Origin of the sequence: Bradyrhizobium sp. SZCCHNS1022 (genome assembly GCF_032484835.1) — a bacterium.
In the GTDB taxonomy this organism is placed as follows: domain Bacteria; phylum Pseudomonadota; class Alphaproteobacteria; order Rhizobiales; family Xanthobacteraceae; genus Bradyrhizobium.
In genome coordinates this window covers 383930-401660 of the sequence record NZ_JAUETT010000001.1, presented here as the reverse complement: position 1 = coordinate 401660, position 17731 = coordinate 383930, and the positions used below count along the sequence as shown (strand labels likewise).

The following is a 17731-nucleotide window of genomic DNA, read 5'->3' as shown; positions in this document are numbered from 1 at the left end:
GTAGATCGGATACGCTGCGCGCCGACAGCGCAGAAGCCTACGGGGTGTAGAGATATTGCAGCAGCGTGCGGCCGACCGTCTGCAGGCTCGCCGCCGAGCATTGCTCGATCGTGTCCTGCGTGGTGTTGAAATAGGGCTCGTAATCGAAATCGATCACCAGGAAGCTCGGGATACCAGCCTCCTGGAACGCGGTGTGATCATCGCTGATCGGATAGGCGGTCGGTTCGAGCGGAAATGCTGACGGAGCTAGCGTCCGGCCGATGGTCCAGAATTTCTGCACCTCCGGCCGCGCCGATGCGAGCGAGGAGGGATCGGGCTTGAGCGCGAGATCCTTGTCGCAGACCATGTCGAAATCGACGACCTTCTCCGGCCTGCGGTTCGGATAATAGTCCTTCAGATGCGCGACGAAATAGGGGGAGCCCAGTGGGTGCCAGGTCGGGTCACCCGCGCCGAGCGATTTTGGTCCTTCCTCGCCATCGAAGAAGATCATGTCGATGCCGATGTCCGGCTTCGACGACAGCGACAGCACGCGCGCGGTCTCCAGCAGCAGCGCCACAGCCGAGGCCGAATTGTTGGCGCCCGGCATCGGTGCGTCCGGCGTCTTGGCGTCCCGATAGGCTTTCACGATGCTGTCGTAATGCGTGGCGACGATGATGCGTCGCGGATTCTGCACCTGGAAGCGGGCGACGATGTTGGTCAGGTGGAGCGGCTTGCCGTCGTCGTCCTTCACCGTGAAGTTCTGGGTCAGCACCGCGTCGGTCGCGCTCTTGGCCATCGCCGCCTTGATGTAATCGATGGTCTGTTGATGGCCTGGCGCTCCCATCGATCGTGGCGTGAAGCGCAGCAGATCGGCGATATGGGTCAGCGCGCGCTGCCCGTCCCACAACTCGGTCTGCGCCTCTACGGCGCCGGCTGGATGGGCAACGCAGAGGACGGCGGCTGCAATCGCCAGGCGCCGAAAAAGACCAAACATCCGTGACCTCAACAGACCAACTCTATGATCCCTTCTTCCCGAACGGGATGAAGAGAATGCCGGCGCAGACCGCGAGCGCCAGTGCAAACAGGTAAGTGATCGCGCGCGAGCCGATCGAAGGGATCAGCGTGAATGTGGTGAATAGCGTCCCGACGACATTGCCGATGGTGGATACACCGTAGACCAGCCCGGCGACGCGGCCGGCCTCGTCGGCCGATCGGGTCAGAAGGCTCACCGCAATCGGCGAGAAGGTGCCGAGCAAGGTCAAGGGAAGCAGCAGCAGCGCGGTGGAGGCGAGCAGCGTGGCGGTCGGCCCGTCGCCGATCCGGTCCAGGATATCGGCCATCACCGGATCGGCCGAGGCCGGTACCAGCGCCAGATAGGCCGCGGCAACCAGGATCATGATGCCGATCGTCCGGGGCGAGGGATGGCGGTCGACAATGGCGCTGCCCGCAAAATATCCGATCGCAAGCGCGCAGAGCACGGTGGAAATCAGGCTCGCCCAGGTGCCGATGCCGCCGCCGAAATAGGGAAACAGATAGCGGCTGCCGAGCATCTCGAAGCCCATCAGCACGCCGCCGACGATGAAGGCGCAAATGTAGATGGCAAGCAGACCTGTGCGAGAGAGAGCAGCGGTCACGGCAGCTTCCTGTTGTGACGCTCGATGCTCTTCAAATTCTCGACCGGCGCGAAGTCGTCGCTCAACACCTTGGCATCGGCCGCGATCACATCGCCGCCGTTGACATCGATGCGGCGGCGTTCGGCCAGCATGTCCTGCAGGCGATAGCGCAGGCCATAGGCCTTGTCGCGCTCCTGGGCGAGCGCGGCGAGGTCCTCCGCCTTACGCTCGTCGCCCAGATAGGCGACCGTGACGATGTTGCCATCGGCCCGGTAGAAGTCGAGCTGAGGAAACACGGTGTTGATCGTCTTGATCGCTGAATCGAACAGCATGGTCGTGGGCTCGATGTTCTGCGCGACCACGCCGCCGTCGGCGAGATGATCCTTGACGAGCTGATAGAATTCCTTGGTCAGCAGATGGAACGGCACGAACGGGCCGCGATAGGCGTCGATCAGGATGACGTCGTAGCGATCCTTGGATTCCTGCAGGAACAGCCGGCCGTCGCGATTGGCGACGTGGAAATTGGGCTCCTCCTTGATGCCAAAATACTTCTTGGCGAGTTCGAGCACGGTGGGGTCGAGTTCGACCGATGTCACCGGCACGTCGGGCAGGAAGCGGTGCAGGTACCAGGCGGTGCGGCCGCCGCCAAAGCCGATCTCGAGGATCGAATGCACGTCCTTCGCGTACATCAGGCTCGCCGTCATGAAGCGCGTATAGTCGACCGGCAGATCTTTTTCGTCCTGGGTGTTGTAGACGCTTTCCGTGTAGATCCGGCGGTTATGGCCGAAGGTCATGCTGCGATAGGGTGGCTGCTCATACACATAGATGTTGTTGTAGAGCGACTCCTTGGATTCCAGGAGATGGCGGGTGTCCTGCGCCTGGCTGGCTGCAGTGAACAAGACGCTTGCGAGCGCGCCGAAAATGACCGACCGGATGAGCATCGACTTGTCTGTTTCCCTCGGCTGAACGATCAGACGGCGTGCCGGTGACAGGCAGGACCGGACCTCCAGGACGGTTGTCCATTGGGGCCGGGCGCGGGCACGACCGGCGGGGTTTGGGGCATGCGCCCGGTTCCGCTGCCGGCGCCGTCCTCTTAAACCATCGGCATCGGCTCGGATAGTGAAACCGCGGTCGTCCAACGCCGCTGTGATCGGGCTGGCGCCCGATAACTGGCCGCGCAGTGGTCAGTTCCCGGCGGTCCGCCCGGCTTCCAGTTGACTCGATCGAGGCGCTTTAGGCATCTCAAGCGGTCCGCCGATGGAGAATGCTGAAATGGCCAGGTTGGGTTGGGCTCTGCTCCTGTTTCTTGTGATTCTGAGCCGCCAGGCCGTTGCCGAGGATGAGGTGGCGCCGAACCGGAGACCGGTGAAGGTAATCGCGGATTCGCAGATGGCGGTGGGCAATCGTGGCATTTTGCCACTCTACGTCTCTGCGGACTGGTCCCGGCCGCTGCCTGACATCACACGTGCAGTGGTCATCCTGCATGGGAGGCTGCGCAACGCCGATGTCTATTACCGATCGGCCAGAACGGCGCAGGCCGCCGCCGGGGCCGCCGGCCAGGCGACGATCATGATCGTCCCGCAATTCCTCAGCGAGGTCGATGTCGAGGCGCATCAGCTGCCGCCGGACACGTTGCGCTGGACCTTCGAGGGATGGGAAAGCGGCGATGCCGCGACCGGGCCGAGCCCGGTCAGTTCATTCGAGGCGATCGACGCCATTCTGGCGCGGCTGGCGGACCGCCGGCTGTTTCCGAAGCTGACCGATGTCGTGCTCGCCGGCCATTCCGGCGGCGGCCAGGTGGTCCAGCGTTACGCGATCGCCGGGCGGGGCGAGGCGCCGCTCACCGCCGAACACGTCGCGGTGCGTTACGTCGTCGCCAATCCGTCTTCCTACGCCTATTTCTCTCCCGGACGGCCAGAGCCCGCGATTGCCGCATCATGTTCCGGCTATGACAATTGGAAATATGGCATGCAGGTGCGGCCCCAGTACCTCGCCGACCCGCCGCCGGCCGAGCTCGAACGCCGTTATGTTTCGCGTCGGGTGATCTATCTGCTCGGGACCCGCGACACCAATCCAAACCATCCGGCGCTCGACCGAAGCTGCATGGCGGAAGCGCAAGGGCCCTACCGCTATGCGCGCGGACATGCCTATGCTGCGGCAATGGCGGCGCGCGATCATGACACGCCGAACCATCTTTTGTGGGACGTCGAGGGCGTCGGCCACGATGGCGACAAGATGCTGACGTCGGCGTGCGGGTTGCAGGCACTGTTCGATTTGCCGGGGTGCTCCGCGGATCGTGCGGGCCATTGAGGAGGCCGACAGAATCAGCCCTGTCCTCGCCCGGAGGGAGGAGAGGTGGAGGCTTCCGGTCCTGGCTTCGGTCTGCTATGAAGCCCGCGAAGCTCCTGCACGTCGTGCCGGATCCGGTCCCGTAGCTCAGCTGGATAGAGCGGCGGTTTCCTAAACCGTAGGTCGCATGTTCGAGTCATGCCGGGATCGCCAGCTTTCATTCCAGCCAGCCGCGTTGGTCTGGGCTTTCGGCGCAATGGGCTTTTGGTGCAATCGGCTTTCGGTAAGAGGCTGATCTCGCCCTCGTGATCGGCCTGCGCGCGCTCACACCCTGTAAAAAAAACGCCCTAACACGATGTCGAACGGCGCCGCACGCCGAGGGCCGGTTGCGGCGCCGTCGTTGCGCTCACATCACTGCGTGAGTGTCCAGGCTTGGGTGGCCGCGCCGGAGGCGGTCGCGGTCACGAGCTGGTTGCCGAGCGAAGTGCCGTTCATGCCGATCACCTCCGTGGGATAGCTGCGGACCGCGATCGTGCCGGCGGAACTGTCGTACTTGAAACGTTGGTTGTTGTTGCCGGTGCAGGTCCAGATGATGAGCTGGGCACCGTCGCCATAGGTGCCGTTGTTGTCGAGACAATAATGCGGGTCGGCCATGCTGCGGATCATGCCGGTCTGGTCGTCATAGCTCCAGGTCTGGTTGACGCCGCCATTGCACGACCATTGGATCACCGCGGTGCCGTCGGCGATGGTGCCGCCACTGACGTCCATGCACAGCGACGAGCTGCGGTTGACAAGGCGCAGTGCTTGGCGTGTGGGGGCCGTGCCGCTGCTGACCGGCGCATAGACCACGCCGAGCTTGTCCACGCCATCGCCTGAACGCCCGTGGAAGCCGGTGATCTGCCAGCCGGCGGGTGCTGCGTAGGTGGTGCAGTTCGAGGTCGTCGTGCCGCCCGACAGATGTCGCCCTGCGCTGGTGGCGAAGTTGATGGAGAAGACGCGGGTATGACCCTGATACTGGTCGATGCAGAGATTGACCGAGCTCAGCACTTCGCCGCTGCCCAGGGTCAGCGTCTGTGCGGTGCCGCCCGTGCCGCCATGCGAGAACACGTAGCCGTTCGAGAGCGCGATCTCGACGTGATCGACCCGGTTCCCGGTCTGGATCGTCAGCTGCTTGACGACCGGGGTCAGCGGCAGCGCCGAGCTGTCGTTATAGCTCGTGCCATGCGGGCCGCCGAACTGGTCGCTCAGCATGAGACTGGCCGCCGTCGTATAGGTCCAGTCGACTTCGATCGGATGGTGGTCCGAGAGCTGCGTGCCGGAGCTGTCCACGGCATCCTGATGGTCGACATAGGTCGGCGCCTGCAGATTCAAGAAGCCGTTGCTGCGCCACAGCACCTTGTCGGTGATCTCGCAGTCCGGCCGTGCCGTCTCGGAAGAGCCGCACACCAGATCGCCGCCGCCAACTGCCGGCACGCCGCCGTTGCGGATGTCCTGGATCCAGGCATCGCTGAAGCCGTGATGCAGGAATTCCCACATGTTTTGCCCGACGCGGGTGTAACGGGTGTTGGTGTCGCCCAGCACCATGATCGCGTTGCCGGCCGAGTTGGATTCGATATAGCCGAGCATCTGGTTCACGTCCGATACGCTGTCGGCGAGATCCGTCGAGGAGGTGCCGGACTGGCCGTGCAGATTGTACACGTCGAGATAGGTCCCCTCGGCGAGGCGCACGCGAACCATGGTGAAGCCTTTCGGTGTCAGCGCGTCCGCATCGGCCCGGTTGGTCCAGGTCACGCGATCGAGGTCGTCGAACGGAAAATTGGACAGCGTGTTGAGACCGTCGCCGAAGCCGATGCCGCCGGAGGTCGGCGTCCGGTACAGGTGATTGTCGCAATCGTTGTAGAGATCGGCGTGCCAGTTGAAGTCCTCCTGCACGTTGACGATCGCGAACGGCTTGACGTAGCAGCTGATGATCGGCGTGTGCAGTGTGGCGTTGGCTCCGGAATATTCAAACGGAATGCCCGCGATATTGTACGACAGCGTATTGAACGATCCGCCGCCGGCGTGGGATTGTCCGGACAGCAACGCGCCACCAAAGGCGATTGCGTACGCAAGATGGTGCAACTTCATCATTAAGCCCCCTCAAAGGTGTGGTGGAGAGCTTGCGAATTAGCTTGCGCGATTTATCAGCCCGATGACGCTTCCAAGACGTTTTGTCTTTGAGGTAGAAGAAATGCCTATTTCAATCTTAAGGAGTATCTGTCTGCCGTCGTCGATGCGGTCCGGGCGCCTATCGCCTCACCAGAGCTGAACCGAATTTGGGCATGACAGTCCCTTCTTATAGTGTACGATAAGTCCACTTATTGAAGTGGTGCGCGCGGCAAAAGCGATATCGTGGGGTCGAGGCATGGCTGACGGCAGCGACTATCAGGTCTTCGAGGCCGGCGACGTGACCCTGCAGTCCGGCGCCGTGTTCCGGTCGTTGCGCCTGGCCTATAAGACCTATGGCGCCCTCAACGCCGCCAAGGACAACGTCATCGTCTATCCCACCTCGTTCGGCGCGCAGCATTACGACACCGAATGGCTGATCGAGGCGGGCGGCGCGCTCGATCCGGAGCGTTATTTCGTCGTCATCCCGAACCTGTTCGGCAACGGGCTGTCGTCCTCGCCGTCCAATTCGCAAGACCTGCTCGCAGGCGCGCCGTTTCCCTTGATCACCTATCACGATGCGGTTGCAGTGCAGCGCCGCCTGCTGGTCGAACAGTTCGGGATCGCGCGGATAGCGCTCGTGTACGGTTGGTCGATGGGCGGCATGCAGGCCTATCACTGGGCCGCTTGCCATCCCGACATGGTGGAGCGTGCCGCGATCGTTTGCGGCAGCGCGCGCTGCTCGCCCTACAATCAGGTGTTTCTGGAAGGTGTGAGGGGGGCGCTGACCGCCGATCCAGCCTTCAAGAACGGCCGCTTCATCGAGCGGCCGGCCGCGGGCCTGCGCGCCATGGGACGGGTCTATGCCGGCTGGGCGATGTCGTACGAATTCTATCGTCAGGAGATCTGGCGCGAATCCGGCTTTGTCTCACTGGAGGATTATCTGGCCGCCAGTTGGGACACCGCCTTCGCGCATCGGGACGGCAATAATCTGCTGGCGCAGATCGCCACCTGGCACAACGGGGATATCAGCCGCTGTGCGGCCTTCGACGGCGATCTCGACCGGGCGCTTGGTGCGATCCGCGCCCGCATGCTGCTGATGCCGGGCCAGACCGACCGCTATTTCGATTGGCGCGACAACGAGGCCGAATTGGGCAAGCTGGTCAATGCCCGCTCTGCCGAACTGTGTCCGATCCCTTCGATCCACGGCCATCGCGCCGGCAATCCGATCCGGATTCCGGCCGATCGCGCCTTCATCAACGCGGCGGTCTCGCGCCTCTTGCAGAGCTGAAAAGAAGCATCGGGGATCTCATGAGTGTGGCACACGCGATGGACGGGCCGGATCGGCCGAAGCCGCTGACGCCGGCAATGCTCCGGGAGCTATCGGCGCGATCCGATCTGCATGGCGCGCTCCGTGCGTTCGGACATTATGCTGCGATCGCTGCGACGGGCGCGCTGATCTGGCTGGCCTCCTCGCGCTTCGGCGTTATCTGGGCGCTGCCGCTGATGTTCGTCCAAGGCTTCTTCGTCGCCTTCCTGTTCATGGCCGTGCACGAGACCGCCCATAAGACAGCGTTCCGCAGCCGCGCGCTCAATATCTTCGTCGGCTACGTGTCGGCCTTCGTGATCGCGCTGCCTTATGAATATTATTGTCTCTTCCACTGGGAGCATCATCGCCACACCCAGGATCCGGACAAGGATCCGGAGCTGATCGTCGGGCCGAAGCCGAGCAACGAGACCCAGCTCGCGATCGCTTATTCGGGCCTGCGGCAGCTCGCAACCCGTGTTCGGCTCATGTGGCGCCATGCGCTGATTGGGAACGTGACTGTTCCCTGGGTGCCTGAGAACAAGCGCGCCCTGATCGTGCGCGAGGCGCGTTGCTATGTCGCCGGCTACGCGCTGCTGCTGATCGCGTCGCTCGCGCTCCACACCGCATCGCTGCTCTGGGTCTGGATTCTGCCGGTCCTGCTCGGGCAGTTGATCCTGCGGCCCTATCTCTATGCCGAGCACACGGGTTGCGAGACCACGCGAAGTGCCTTCGAGAACACGCGCACGACATACACGACGGCGTTCGTCCACTGGTTTGCCTGGAACATGCCCTACCACGTCGAGCACCACGCCTATCCCTCGGTGCCGTTCCACGCGTTGCCGAAGCTGAACCGGATCGTGGATGGCGAAATCGTCTACCGCGGCCGCGGCTATGTTGCGGTCACGCGCGAGACCTGGAGCTGGTTTCGCGCGCGCTTCGCTCCGATCGACCGCTGAGGCTCACGGCTGCGGCTGGAGCACGGCGTCGACCAGCCGTCGCGCCGCGGCGGGCGACAGCGGTTCGATCCCGAACACGTAACGATAGAACAGCCCGCCATAGAGCGCGTCATAAAGATCGGCGGGCTCGGCCTCGGCTGTGATGCTGCCGTCCGCCTGTCCCTCGGCGATGATCGCAACGAGGGGGTCGCGGCGATGCCGCAGGTAGCGTTCAAAGAACAGTTCCGCCGATCCGGTATTGGCGATGCATTCGGATATCACCGCGAGCTGCACGCGGCCGAACTCGCCGCGTAGCGCGCCTGCATAGGCTGCCGCATGGCGCCGAAGCCGCGCGCCGGCATCGCCCGGGCCAGTCAATGGCAAGGTCTGCGCGGCGCGGTTGAGGAACGCATCGACCAGCAGTGCTTCTCGCGACGGCCACCATTTGTAGATCGTCATCTTCGAGACATTGGAGCGGCGGGCGATTGCATCGATCGTCGCCGCGGAAAGACCGGCATCTGCCATCAGCGCATAGGCGCTCTCGAGGATCGCGGCTGCGGCCTCGGCCGAGCGGGGGCGACCGCGCCGGCTCGTCGCCCCGGGATTGTCAGCCGTATCCTTCTTCCGCATCGGCAAAATGGTCAGCCCCGTTGGCGTGCGTGCGGGCCGGTGGCCGCATGCCTCGCGCAAGCATCATCTCTCAACAGGGGCTTAACATAGTCTCTACAGCGCGCTTGGTGCTACAGGCATTCCTGTTTGCCTGAAATGCCGCGACGGCCCGTTAAAGCTTGCAACGGAGTGCGGGACGAGCGGGGGGCTTCATGGGTGCGGTCGATCGGATGTTGATGCAGGCGGCGGAGCACTACAATGCAGGCCGCCCGGCGCCGGCTGACGTGCTGTGCAAGGACATCCTCACCGAGCAGCCGGAATATCTGCCGGCGCTGCATCTGTCCGCTGTCATTGCCTTTGCCGCCGGGCGAATGACGGAGGGCGCCGCGCTGCTTGGCCGCGTGTTCGATCTCGCTCCCGACCACGTGCCGGCGCTTCATACGCTGGGCGATGCATTGGCGGTGAAGGGGGAACATGAAGGGGCGGTCGCCGCCTTCGCGCGCGCCGCTGCCTTGCGGCCGCAGGATGCCGGTGTCCATGCCAAGCTCGGCACCGCGTTGGTCAAGCTGTCGCGGTTCGCGGAGGCCGAAGCCGCTTATCGCCATGCCTTGACGCTTGCTCCGGACATGACACGCTTGCGCTTCAATCTCGCGGTCGCGTTGACTGGCCAGCAGAAATACGCCGACGCCGAGCAGACCTACCGTGCCGTTCTCGGCAGCGATCCTGCCTATCCCGGCGCCTGGGTCGCACTCGGCGGCGTTCTCGCCGATCAGGACAAGTTCGGCGAAGCGGTTGCGGCCTATCTGGACGGACTGGGACGCGAGCCGAACGACGCCCGTTTGCGCATCGCTCTCGCAGCGGTGCTGTTCAAGCAAGGCCGGTATGAGGACGCGATCAGTCAGTTCCGCCGCGCCACCGCGCTTGCTCCTGACGATGTCGCTTCGTTAAGGCTGCTGGGTCATGCTCTCCATGACGCCGGGCGTCCCGAGCAGGCGATCGAAGCCTACGCTGAAGCGGCGCGCCTTGATCCGACTGATGTCGTCGTGCTCAGCAATCTCGGCGCCTGTCTTTGCGGCCTTGGCCGCCTCGACGAAGCCGTCATGGCCTGCGAACGCGCCCTGGCGCTCGAGCCCGATCATGCGCCGGCGCATACCAATCTCGGCATCATCCACGAAATGCGAGGCAATGTCGACCCAGCGGTCGCTGCGCATCGGCGCGCGGTTGCCGCGGATTCCTCCTACGCCAAGGGCTACGCCAATCTTGCCGTTGCGCTGCGCAACGCCGGCGACATCGACGAGGCGCTCGCGGTGTCGCATCAGGCCGTCGCGCTGGCGCCGGACAACGCGCTGACCCGCTACAATCATGCGCATTTCCTCTTGATGTGCGGCGACCTGAAGAACGGGTTCGCCGAGCATCAATGGGGCCGCAAGTGCAAGAGCCTGTCCGAGGGCATGCCGAGCTTCGACGCGCCGGAGTGGCAGGGCGATCCGCTCGACGGTCGCACGCTGCTCCTGTTCGCCGATTACGGCATCGGCGATGCCCTCCAGTTCGTGCGCTATCTGCCGATGGTGGCTGCGAAGGGCGGCTCCATCGTGCTGCAGGTGCAGCCCGCGATCGCATCACTCCTCCGCGCGGTACCGGGCGTCACTGTCGTCGCCCGCGGGGAACCGCTGCCGCGCTTCGATCTGCAGCTGCCACTGATGGATCTGCCGCGCATCTTCGGCACGACGCTTCAGACCATTCCGGCCGACATCCCCTATCTGCACGCCGATCCGGTGAAAGTCGCGGCCTGGCGCGCGGAGCTCGGCAAAACGTCTTTGTTGAAGGTCGGCGTGGTCTGGGCCGGCAATCCCAGGCACAAGGGCGACAGTCAGCGTTCGCTCGCGGTCGAGGCGGTCTTGCCGCACCTGGTCACTCCTGGCATTCAACTGTTCAGCTTGCAGAAGGAGCCGCGACCGGCCGATGCGCCGGTGCTGGCGCAACTCGGCGATGCGATCGTCGACCTTGCACCGGCGCTCGGCGATTTCTCCGATACCGCCGCCGCGATCTCCGCACTCGACCTCGTGATCTCGGTCGACACCTCGGTCGCGCATCTCGCCGGAGCGATGGGGCGCCCGGTCTGGATACTGCTGCCATACGCGCTCGATTGGCGCTGGCTGCGCGAGCGAGAGGACAGCCCGTGGTATCCGACCATGCGGCTGTTCCGTCAGGAGCAGCCGCGCGCCTGGGATCGCGTGCTTGCGCGCGCTGCAACGGAGCTTGCCCGCGTTGCCGCCGGCCAGCGCGAATTGATTTGGCCGCAGGCCATGCGGAATCAATCGGCCGCGAGCAGCTCCTTCACCAGCGGCACCACCTTGCGACCATAGAGCTCGATGCTGCGCATCAGTTTATCGTGCGGCAGCGGTCCGGCCGAATATTTCAGCTGGAACCGCGACAGCCCAAGCGCCTTCACGGTGGCGGCGATCTTGCGGGCCACCGTCTCGGGCGATCCGACATAGAGCGAGCCGTGATCGGCTTCGTTCACGAACTCGTCGCGGCCCATCGGCGGCCAGCCGCGCTCCCTGCCGATGCGATCGCGCATGGTCTTGTAGTCGGGCCACAGCTCCTCCCGCGCCTGCGCATCCGTCTCGGCGACATAGCCGGGCGAATGCACGCCGATCGGCTTGGCCTCGCGGCCGAATTCTCTCAGCGCGCGCTGATAAAGCTCGACATAAGGCGCAAAGCGCTTGGGATCGCCGCCGATGATTGCCAGCATCAGCGGCAGCTCATAATGCGCGGCGCGGACCACCGACTCGGGACTGCCGCCGACACCGATCCAGGTTTTCAACCGACCGTGTTCGACCGGCGGATAGACAAGCTGATTCCGCAGCGGCGGCCGCAGCTTTCCTTCCCAGGTGAAAGGCTGCTGGGCAAGCAGCGTAGCGAACAGGTCGAGCTTCTCCTCGAACAGCTCGTTGTAGTCCTTCAGATCGAAGCCGAACAGCGGGAAGGATTCGGTGAAGGAGCCGCGCCCCAGGATGACTTCGGCGCGGCCGTTGGAGACCGCGTCCAGCGTGGCAAAACGCTGGAATACGCGGATCGGATCGTCCGAGCTCAAGACCGTGACGGAGGAGCCGAGGCGGATGCGGTGCGTGCGTGAGGCGATCGCAGCCAGTGCCACCTCGGGTGCGGAGATTGCGAAATCGCCGCGATGATGTTCGCCGAGCCCGATGAAGTCGATGCCGAGCTGGTCGGCGAGCACGGCTTCCTCGACGACGTCGCGGATCACCTGCGCATGCGGCAACGGACTTCCGTCGTTGCCGCGCGTCACGTCGCCGAACGTATCCAGTCCAAATTCAACCTGTGTGGTCATCGGGTGCTTTCCAATTCCGGCGCGGTCTGCGCTCATCGCATGAGAGCCGCTCCCGGTGCTGCCGGCCATCTAGGTGCTCGGCGGGCTCGCGGAAAGGGCGTGTCGCGAAACGCACCGTTTCGGTCTAGCGCCAGCGCTCGCGCATGCGAGCCCCGATGTCGATGCGCGGGCCTTGGCTTGCGGCATAGGCTGAGGGCTGCACCCGCGGCCAGCTCGCGCGCTCGAACAGCGGCACCAGCCCTTCCGGGATGAAGCGGCTGCGCGAAGCATAGACATGGCGGTCGCCCCGCACCGGCTGTCCGTGGACGAAGAAGCGTTGCGGTACCAGCAGATGCAGGTCGTCCTTGGCCCGCGTCATCGCGACATACAGCAGCCGGCGCTCTTCTTCCAGCTCGGCGCTGGTGCCGGCGCCGAGATCGGATGGCATGCAGCCATCGACCACGTTCAGCACGTGCACCGAATTCCACTCCATGCCCTTGGCCGAGTGGATAGTGGACAGGATCAGATAGTCCTCATCCAGATGCGGCACGCCGGCCTGGTCGGAGGTCGCATCCGGCGGATCGAGCGTCAGCTCGGTCAGGAAGCGCTCGCGTGATGCATAGCCGCTCGCGATCTGTTCGAGCTGCAGCAGGTCGGCGGTCCGCACCTCGGCATCGTCGTGCACGCGTTCCAGGTGCGGTTGGTACCACAGTCTGATGCGTTCGATGTCGGCCGGCCACTCGGAACATCTCAACTGCTCTGCGGTGCGGATGAATGCGATCCAATCATCGCCGGCGCGTGCCGGTGCCGACTGCCGGCAAAGCGCCGCGACCGGATCCGACGCCTCCGCAACGCCATCGAGCACGCGCTGCGCGGATGCTGGCCCGACGCCAGGGATCAGGTGCAGGATGCGAAAGCCGGCGATCCGATCGCGCGGATTTTCGACGAAGCGCAGGAATGCCAGCACGTCCTTGACGTGGGCGGCGTCGAGGAACTTCAAGCCGCCGAATTTCACGAACGGGATGTTGCGCCTGACGAGCTCGACCTCCAGCGGGCCGCTATGCGAGGAGGTGCGGAACAGCACCGCTTGGCTCTTCAGGGCGAGCCCTTCCTCGCGTCTGGCCAGCACCTGTTCGACGACATAGCGGGCCTGATCGGCCTCGTCGCGGATCGTCACGAGGAGCGGCTTGCGCGAGGACGGCCGGTCGGTCCACAGGTTCTTGGTGAAACGTTCGCGTGCCAGGCCGATGACGCCGTTGGCCGCCGAGAGGATGGCTTGCGTCGAGCGATAGTTGCGATCGAGCGTGACGATCTCGGCGCGCGGGCTGAACTGATCCGGAAAGTTCAGGATGTTGCGCACGGTCGCGGCGCGGAAGGCGTAGATCGACTGTGCATCGTCGCCGACGACGGTGAGGCCTGCGCCGTCCGGCTTCAGCGCCAGCAGGATCTGCGACTGCAGCCGGTTGGTGTCCTGATATTCGTCGACCAGCACGTGGTCGAAGCGGCCGCCGAGCTCTTCGGCGATCGCGCTATCAGCCATCATCTGCGCCCAGTAGAGCAGCAGATCGTCGTAGTCGAGCACGTTCTGTCCCTGCTTCGCCTCGACATAGGCGGCGAACAGCTCCTTCAGCTCGCCGGCCCATTCCGCGCACCAGGGGAAATGCCGGGCCAAGGCCTCCTCGATCGCCATGTCGGCATTGACGCACCGCGAATATATCGCAAGGCTCGTGCCCTTGGTCGGAAAGCGGCGCTGCGTGTTGGAGAGCCCGCGCTCATGGCGCGCCAGATTCATTAGGTCGGCGGAATCCTCACGATCGTGGATCGTGAAAGCAGGGTCCAATCCGATCCGCTCGGTGTATTCGCGCAAGAGCCGCGCGCCGATGCCATGGAACGTGCCGGCCCAAGTCAAGCTTGCGGTGATCGCCTCGGCATTGCCGCCCAGCACCTTGCGCGCGATACGTTCGACCCTGCGACTCATCTCGGCGGCAGCGCGGCGCGAGAACGTCATCAACAGAATTCGGCGGGGGTCGGCGCCGTTGACCAGCAGGTGCGCGACGCGGTGGGCCAGGGTGTTGGTCTTGCCGGAGCCCGCGCCGGCGATGATCAGGAGCGGACGACCGGGACATGCGCCTTCACCGCCGTGCTCGACGGCGCGACGCTGCTCCGGATTGAGATCGTCGAGATATGTTGCCGCTTGAGCCAGCACGAATCGCCCCTTGATAGCGGCAGAATCGGCTATTCCTGGCGGCGTTGCAACGAAATGCCGCCGCTAGGCGCAGCTCCGCGTGATTCGCAATCGCGCTTTTTTGCCACGGTTGCCCACAGACTGCGCGAGAGCCGCTTGCGCTGGCGCGCGGCGACTCCTATCCAATCAGGCCCGTCACGAATCTCGGAAGAACTGCCGTGCCGAATTTTGCGTCCATCATTGCCGCCGAACTCGCCGTGCGCGACGCACAGGTCCAGGCCGCGATCGACCTCCTCGACGGAGGCGCGACCGTCCCGTTCATCGCGCGCTACCGCAAGGAAGCGACGGGGATGCTGGACGACACGCAGCTGCGCACTCTGGAAGAGCGGCTTCGTTACTTGCGCGAGATGGACGCACGCCGCACCGCCATCATCGAGAGCATCAAGTCGCAAGGCAAGATGACGCCGGAGATCGAGCTGGCGCTGGCGACCGCCGATACCAAGGCGCGTCTGGAAGACATCTATCTGCCGTTCAAGGAGAAGCGCCGCACCAAGGCGCAGATCGCCAAGGAGGCCGGGCTGGAGCCGCTCGCCGACATGCTGATCGGTGATCCCATGAAGGATCCGCAGGTCGAGGCCAAGGCCTTCATCACCAAGGATGGCGAAAACCCGGTCAAGGACGTCAAGGCGGCGCTGGAAGGCGCGCGCGCGATCCTGGTCGAACGCTTTGCCGAGCACGCCGATCTCGTCGGCTCGCTGCGCGAAGAGATGTGGGGGCGCGGCCAGATCAAGTCGACGGTGCGCCACGGCAAGAAGACCGTCGGCGCCAAATTCGCCGATTACTTCGAGTTCGCAGAGCCCTATGCCAAGCTGCCTTCGCACCGCATCCTGGCCATGCTGCGCGGCGAGAAGGAAGAGGTGCTGCAGCTCGATTTCGGCGATGGCGAGCCGGAGGATTCGACCGATCCGTCGCTTTACGAGAACCGCATCGCGGTCACCTTCGGCATCTCGCGCCAGGGCCGTCCTGCCGATCAGTTCCTTTCCGATTCCGTGCGCTGGGCCTGGCGCACCCGCATCAAGACCTCGCTGGCGCTCGATATCCGGATGCGGCTGTGGCAGGAGGCGGAGAAGGAAGCCGTGCGCGTGTTCGCGGCCAATCTGCGCGATCTGCTGCTTGCCGCCCCCGCCGGTGGCCGCGCCACCATCGGCCTCGATCCGGGCTTCCGCACCGGCGTCAAGGTCGCTGTCATCGATCGCACCGGCAAGTTTGTCGATTACACCACGATCTATCCGCACGAGCCGCAGCGGCAGTGGAACGAGAGCATGCTGACGCTCGCGCAGCTCTGCGTGAAGCACCGCATCGAACTGGTCGCGATCGGCAACGGCACCGCCTCGCGCGAGACCGAGAAGCTGGTCAACGATCTCATGAAGCTGAAGCCGGACCTGAAGCTGACCAAGGCCGTCGTTTCCGAGGCCGGCGCGTCGGTCTATTCGGCCTCCGAATTTGCCGCCAAGGAATTCCCCGATCTCGACGTCTCGATCCGCGGCGCGGTGTCGATCGCCCGCCGCCTGCAGGATCCGCTCGGGGAACTCGTCAAGGTGCCGCCGGCCTCGATCGGCGTCGGCCAGTATCAGCACGACCTCAACCAGTATGAGCTCGCGCGCGCGCTCGACGCCACCGTGGAAGACTGCGTGAACGCGGTCGGCGTCGATCTCAACACGGCCTCCGCGCCGCTGCTCGCGCGGGTGTCGGGCATCGGCGAAAGCCTCGCGCAGAACATCGTCGCGCATCGCGACGCCAACGGTCCGTTCCCGAGCCGCGACAAGTTGAAGGAAGTGCCGCGGCTGGGTCCGAAGGCATTCGAGCAGTGCGCAGGCTTTCTGCGCATCCGCGACGGCGAGAATCCGCTGGATGCTTCGGGCGTGCACCCGGAATCCTATCCGGTGGTGAAGAAGATCCTGGAATCGACCAAGAGCGACATCAAGGCGCTGATCGGAGAGACCAAGGCGCTGAAGGCGCTCAATCCGGCCAAATTCGCCGACGAGCGTTTCGGCGTGCCGACCGTCACCGACATCATCCGCGAATTGGAGAAGCCGGGCCGCGACCCGCGTCCCGAATTCAAGACCGCGACCTTCCAGGAAGGCGTCGAGAAGATCACCGATCTGAAGCCCGGCATGATCCTTGAAGCGACGATCACCAACGTCGCCGCCTTCGGCGCCTTTGCCGATATCGGCGTGCATCAGGACGGCCTGATCCACATCTCCGCCATGGCGGAGAAGCGGGTCAACGATCCGCGCGAGGTGGTGCGGCCGGGCCAGGTCGTGAAAGTGAAGGTGCTGGACGTCGACGTGCCGCGCAACCGCATCTCGCTGACCCTGCGGCTATCAGACCCGCTGCCCGCCAAGGGTGAGCGCAAGTCCGGCAGCGCACGGCCGCCGGCGTCCGCGATGCGCCAGCGCGAGGAAAAGCCCTCCGGTGGCGGCGCCTTTGCGGCAGCGATGGCCAAGGCCGCGGAGCGCCGCAAGGGCGCGTGAGTTCGTCCGGCGCGGATGGAGATGCTATAAGGCATTGCCATGACCGCTTCTGAACAGTTTGTCATCCACGTCGCGGAGACCGTTTCGGTCTCCGCGCTGCTTGACCGCCCACCGAAGGTGCGCGCCTGCTTCGTCTTCGCCCATGGCGCGGGCGCCGGCATGACGCATTCCTTCATGACTGACGTCGCGCAAGGCCTCGGCGCCCGCGGGATCGCGACGTTGCGCTATCAATTTCCCTACATGGAAAAGGGTAGCAAGCGACCTGACCCGCCTGCGCTGGCTCATGCGGCCGTGCGTGCAGCGGTTGCCGAAGCGGCCATGCGCTGTCCCGGCCTGCTGCTGATTGCCGGCGGAAAGTCGTTCGGCGCGCGCATGACCTCGCAGGCGCAAGCCAAGGCGCAGCTACCGGGCGTGAAGGGCCTCGCCTTCTTCGGCTTTCCTTTGCATCCGGCCGGCAAGCCATCGACCGAACGTGCCGACCACCTCGATGACGTCGCGCTTCCGATGCTGTTCCTTCAGGGAATGCGCGACAAGCTCGCCGAGTTGGATCTGCTGCAGCCGGTGGTCGCGCGTCTCGGCACGCGCGCGAGCCTGCATCTGGTCGATCACGCCGACCACTCCTTCCACGTGCCGGCGCGTTCTGGACGCAACGACCGCGCCGTCATGGACGAAATACTCGACACATTCGTGTCTTGGGCCGGCGCGCTGGAGGCGCGGCATGGCTGATCTCACGATCATTCCACTGGCAGGAAGGGGCGCTCTCGGCTAAGGCAACCCGCGCAAGTGTTGGAATGGAGCGTGC

General features: G+C 64.5%; 13 protein-coding genes and 1 tRNA gene. 7 read left to right on the top strand and 7 right to left on the bottom strand.

Going from position 1 to position 17731, the window contains the following annotated elements; all coding sequences use genetic code 11:
- Window positions 1–37 precede the first annotated feature (37 nt).
- Genes QX071_RS01790 through QX071_RS01780 form a run of 3 tightly spaced genes read right to left on the bottom strand, consistent with a single transcriptional unit; the run spans window position 38 to window position 2533 of the window.
- The gene (locus QX071_RS01790) at window positions 38–973 is read right to left on the bottom strand and encodes a M28 family peptidase (RefSeq protein WP_315702565.1); all 936 of its coding nucleotides are present in this window, start codon (window positions 971–973) and stop codon (window positions 38–40) included.
- 22 nt (window positions 974–995) lie between these two features.
- Window positions 996–1613, bottom strand: coding sequence for a fused MFS/spermidine synthase (locus QX071_RS01785; RefSeq protein ID WP_315702566.1), 618 nt, complete (start codon window positions 1611–1613; stop codon window positions 996–998).
- Complete coding sequence (locus tag QX071_RS01780; RefSeq protein ID WP_315702567.1) at window positions 1610–2533, bottom strand: fused MFS/spermidine synthase; 924 nt, start codon at window positions 2531–2533, stop codon at window positions 1610–1612. Before QX071_RS01780 ends, QX071_RS01785 begins: the two co-directional genes overlap by 4 nt.
- Before the next feature lie 331 nt (window positions 2534–2864).
- Between QX071_RS01780 and QX071_RS01775 the strand changes: the two genes are divergently transcribed.
- On the top strand, window positions 2865–3902 hold the full coding sequence (locus tag QX071_RS01775) for an alpha/beta hydrolase (protein ID WP_315702568.1): 1038 nt from the start codon (window positions 2865–2867) through the stop codon (window positions 3900–3902).
- A 115-nt stretch (window positions 3903–4017) separates the two neighbouring features.
- Window positions 4018–4094 (top strand) — tRNA-Arg (locus QX071_RS01770).
- Window positions 4095–4292: 198 nt separating this feature from the next.
- On the opposite strand, the gene QX071_RS01765 is transcribed toward QX071_RS01770, so the two are convergent.
- Window positions 4293–6011: a jacalin-like lectin gene (locus QX071_RS01765; RefSeq protein WP_315728153.1), complete on the bottom strand. Its 1719-nt coding sequence runs from the start codon at window positions 6009–6011 to the stop codon at window positions 4293–4295.
- A gap of 274 nt (window positions 6012–6285) precedes the next feature.
- Between QX071_RS01765 and QX071_RS01760 the strand changes: the two genes are divergently transcribed.
- Entirely contained in the window at window positions 6286–7317 is a 1032-nt protein-coding gene (locus QX071_RS01760) for an alpha/beta fold hydrolase (protein WP_315702570.1), read from the top strand.
- A gap of 20 nt (window positions 7318–7337) precedes the next feature.
- Window positions 7338–8291 (top strand): fatty acid desaturase, encoded by a 954-nt coding sequence (locus QX071_RS01755; RefSeq protein WP_315702571.1) that lies wholly within the window; start codon window positions 7338–7340, stop codon window positions 8289–8291.
- 3 nt (window positions 8292–8294) lie between these two features.
- Here the strand turns inward: QX071_RS01755 and QX071_RS01750 are convergent, their stop codons facing one another.
- The gene (locus QX071_RS01750; protein WP_315702572.1) at window positions 8295–8900 is read right to left on the bottom strand and encodes a TetR/AcrR family transcriptional regulator; all 606 of its coding nucleotides are present in this window, start codon (window positions 8898–8900) and stop codon (window positions 8295–8297) included.
- Window positions 8901–9091: 191 nt separating this feature from the next.
- Between QX071_RS01750 and QX071_RS01745 the strand changes: the two genes are divergently transcribed.
- Complete coding sequence (locus QX071_RS01745; protein WP_315702573.1) at window positions 9092–11245, top strand: tetratricopeptide repeat protein; 2154 nt, start codon at window positions 9092–9094, stop codon at window positions 11243–11245.
- Here QX071_RS01745 and QX071_RS01740 read toward each other — a convergent pair.
- Together QX071_RS01740 and QX071_RS01735 are read right to left on the bottom strand one after the other, a co-directional pair.
- Window positions 11194–12231: an LLM class flavin-dependent oxidoreductase gene (locus tag QX071_RS01740; RefSeq protein WP_315702574.1), complete on the bottom strand. Its 1038-nt coding sequence runs from the start codon at window positions 12229–12231 to the stop codon at window positions 11194–11196. The two genes, QX071_RS01745 and QX071_RS01740, sit on opposite strands and share 52 nt — an antisense overlap.
- 124 nt (window positions 12232–12355) lie before the next feature.
- Window positions 12356–14416 carry an ATP-dependent helicase gene (locus QX071_RS01735; RefSeq protein WP_315702575.1) on the bottom strand — a complete coding sequence of 687 codons (2061 nt, stop codon included), beginning with the start codon at window positions 14414–14416 and terminating at the stop codon, window positions 12356–12358.
- Window positions 14417–14613: 197 nt separating this feature from the next.
- Between QX071_RS01735 and QX071_RS01730 the strand changes: the two genes are divergently transcribed.
- Together QX071_RS01730 and QX071_RS01725 are read left to right on the top strand one after the other, a co-directional pair.
- The gene (locus QX071_RS01730) at window positions 14614–16929 is read left to right on the top strand and encodes a Tex family protein (protein WP_315702576.1); all 2316 of its coding nucleotides are present in this window, start codon (window positions 14614–14616) and stop codon (window positions 16927–16929) included.
- Between the two features lie 39 nt (window positions 16930–16968).
- Window positions 16969–17655 (top strand): alpha/beta family hydrolase, encoded by a 687-nt coding sequence (locus tag QX071_RS01725; RefSeq protein ID WP_315702577.1) that lies wholly within the window; start codon window positions 16969–16971, stop codon window positions 17653–17655.
- Window positions 17656–17731: the final 76 nt, after the last annotated feature.

Excerpts from the sequence above, each read along its gene's own strand:
- QX071_RS01790 (WP_315702565.1), bottom strand. The coding sequence starts at position 973 with ATGTTTGGTCTTTTTCGGCGCCTGGCGATTGCAGCCGCCGTCCTCTGC.
- QX071_RS01780 (WP_315702567.1), bottom strand. The coding sequence starts at position 2,533 with ATGCTCATCCGGTCGGTCATTTTCGGCGCGCTCGCAAGCGTCTTGTTC.
- QX071_RS01775 (WP_315702568.1), top strand. The coding sequence starts at position 2,865 with ATGGCCAGGTTGGGTTGGGCTCTGCTCCTGTTTCTTGTGATTCTGAGC.
- QX071_RS01765 (WP_315728153.1), bottom strand. The coding sequence starts at position 6,011 with ATGATGAAGTTGCACCATCTTGCGTACGCAATCGCCTTTGGTGGCGCG.
- QX071_RS01760 (WP_315702570.1), top strand. The coding sequence starts at position 6,286 with ATGGCTGACGGCAGCGACTATCAGGTCTTCGAGGCCGGCGACGTGACC.
- QX071_RS01755 (WP_315702571.1), top strand. The coding sequence starts at position 7,338 with ATGAGTGTGGCACACGCGATGGACGGGCCGGATCGGCCGAAGCCGCTG.
- QX071_RS01750 (WP_315702572.1), bottom strand. The coding sequence starts at position 8,900 with ATGCGGAAGAAGGATACGGCTGACAATCCCGGGGCGACGAGCCGGCGC.
- QX071_RS01745 (WP_315702573.1), top strand. The coding sequence starts at position 9,092 with ATGGGTGCGGTCGATCGGATGTTGATGCAGGCGGCGGAGCACTACAAT.
- QX071_RS01740 (WP_315702574.1), bottom strand. The coding sequence starts at position 12,231 with ATGACCACACAGGTTGAATTTGGACTGGATACGTTCGGCGACGTGACG.
- QX071_RS01725 (WP_315702577.1), top strand. The coding sequence starts at position 16,969 with ATGACCGCTTCTGAACAGTTTGTCATCCACGTCGCGGAGACCGTTTCG.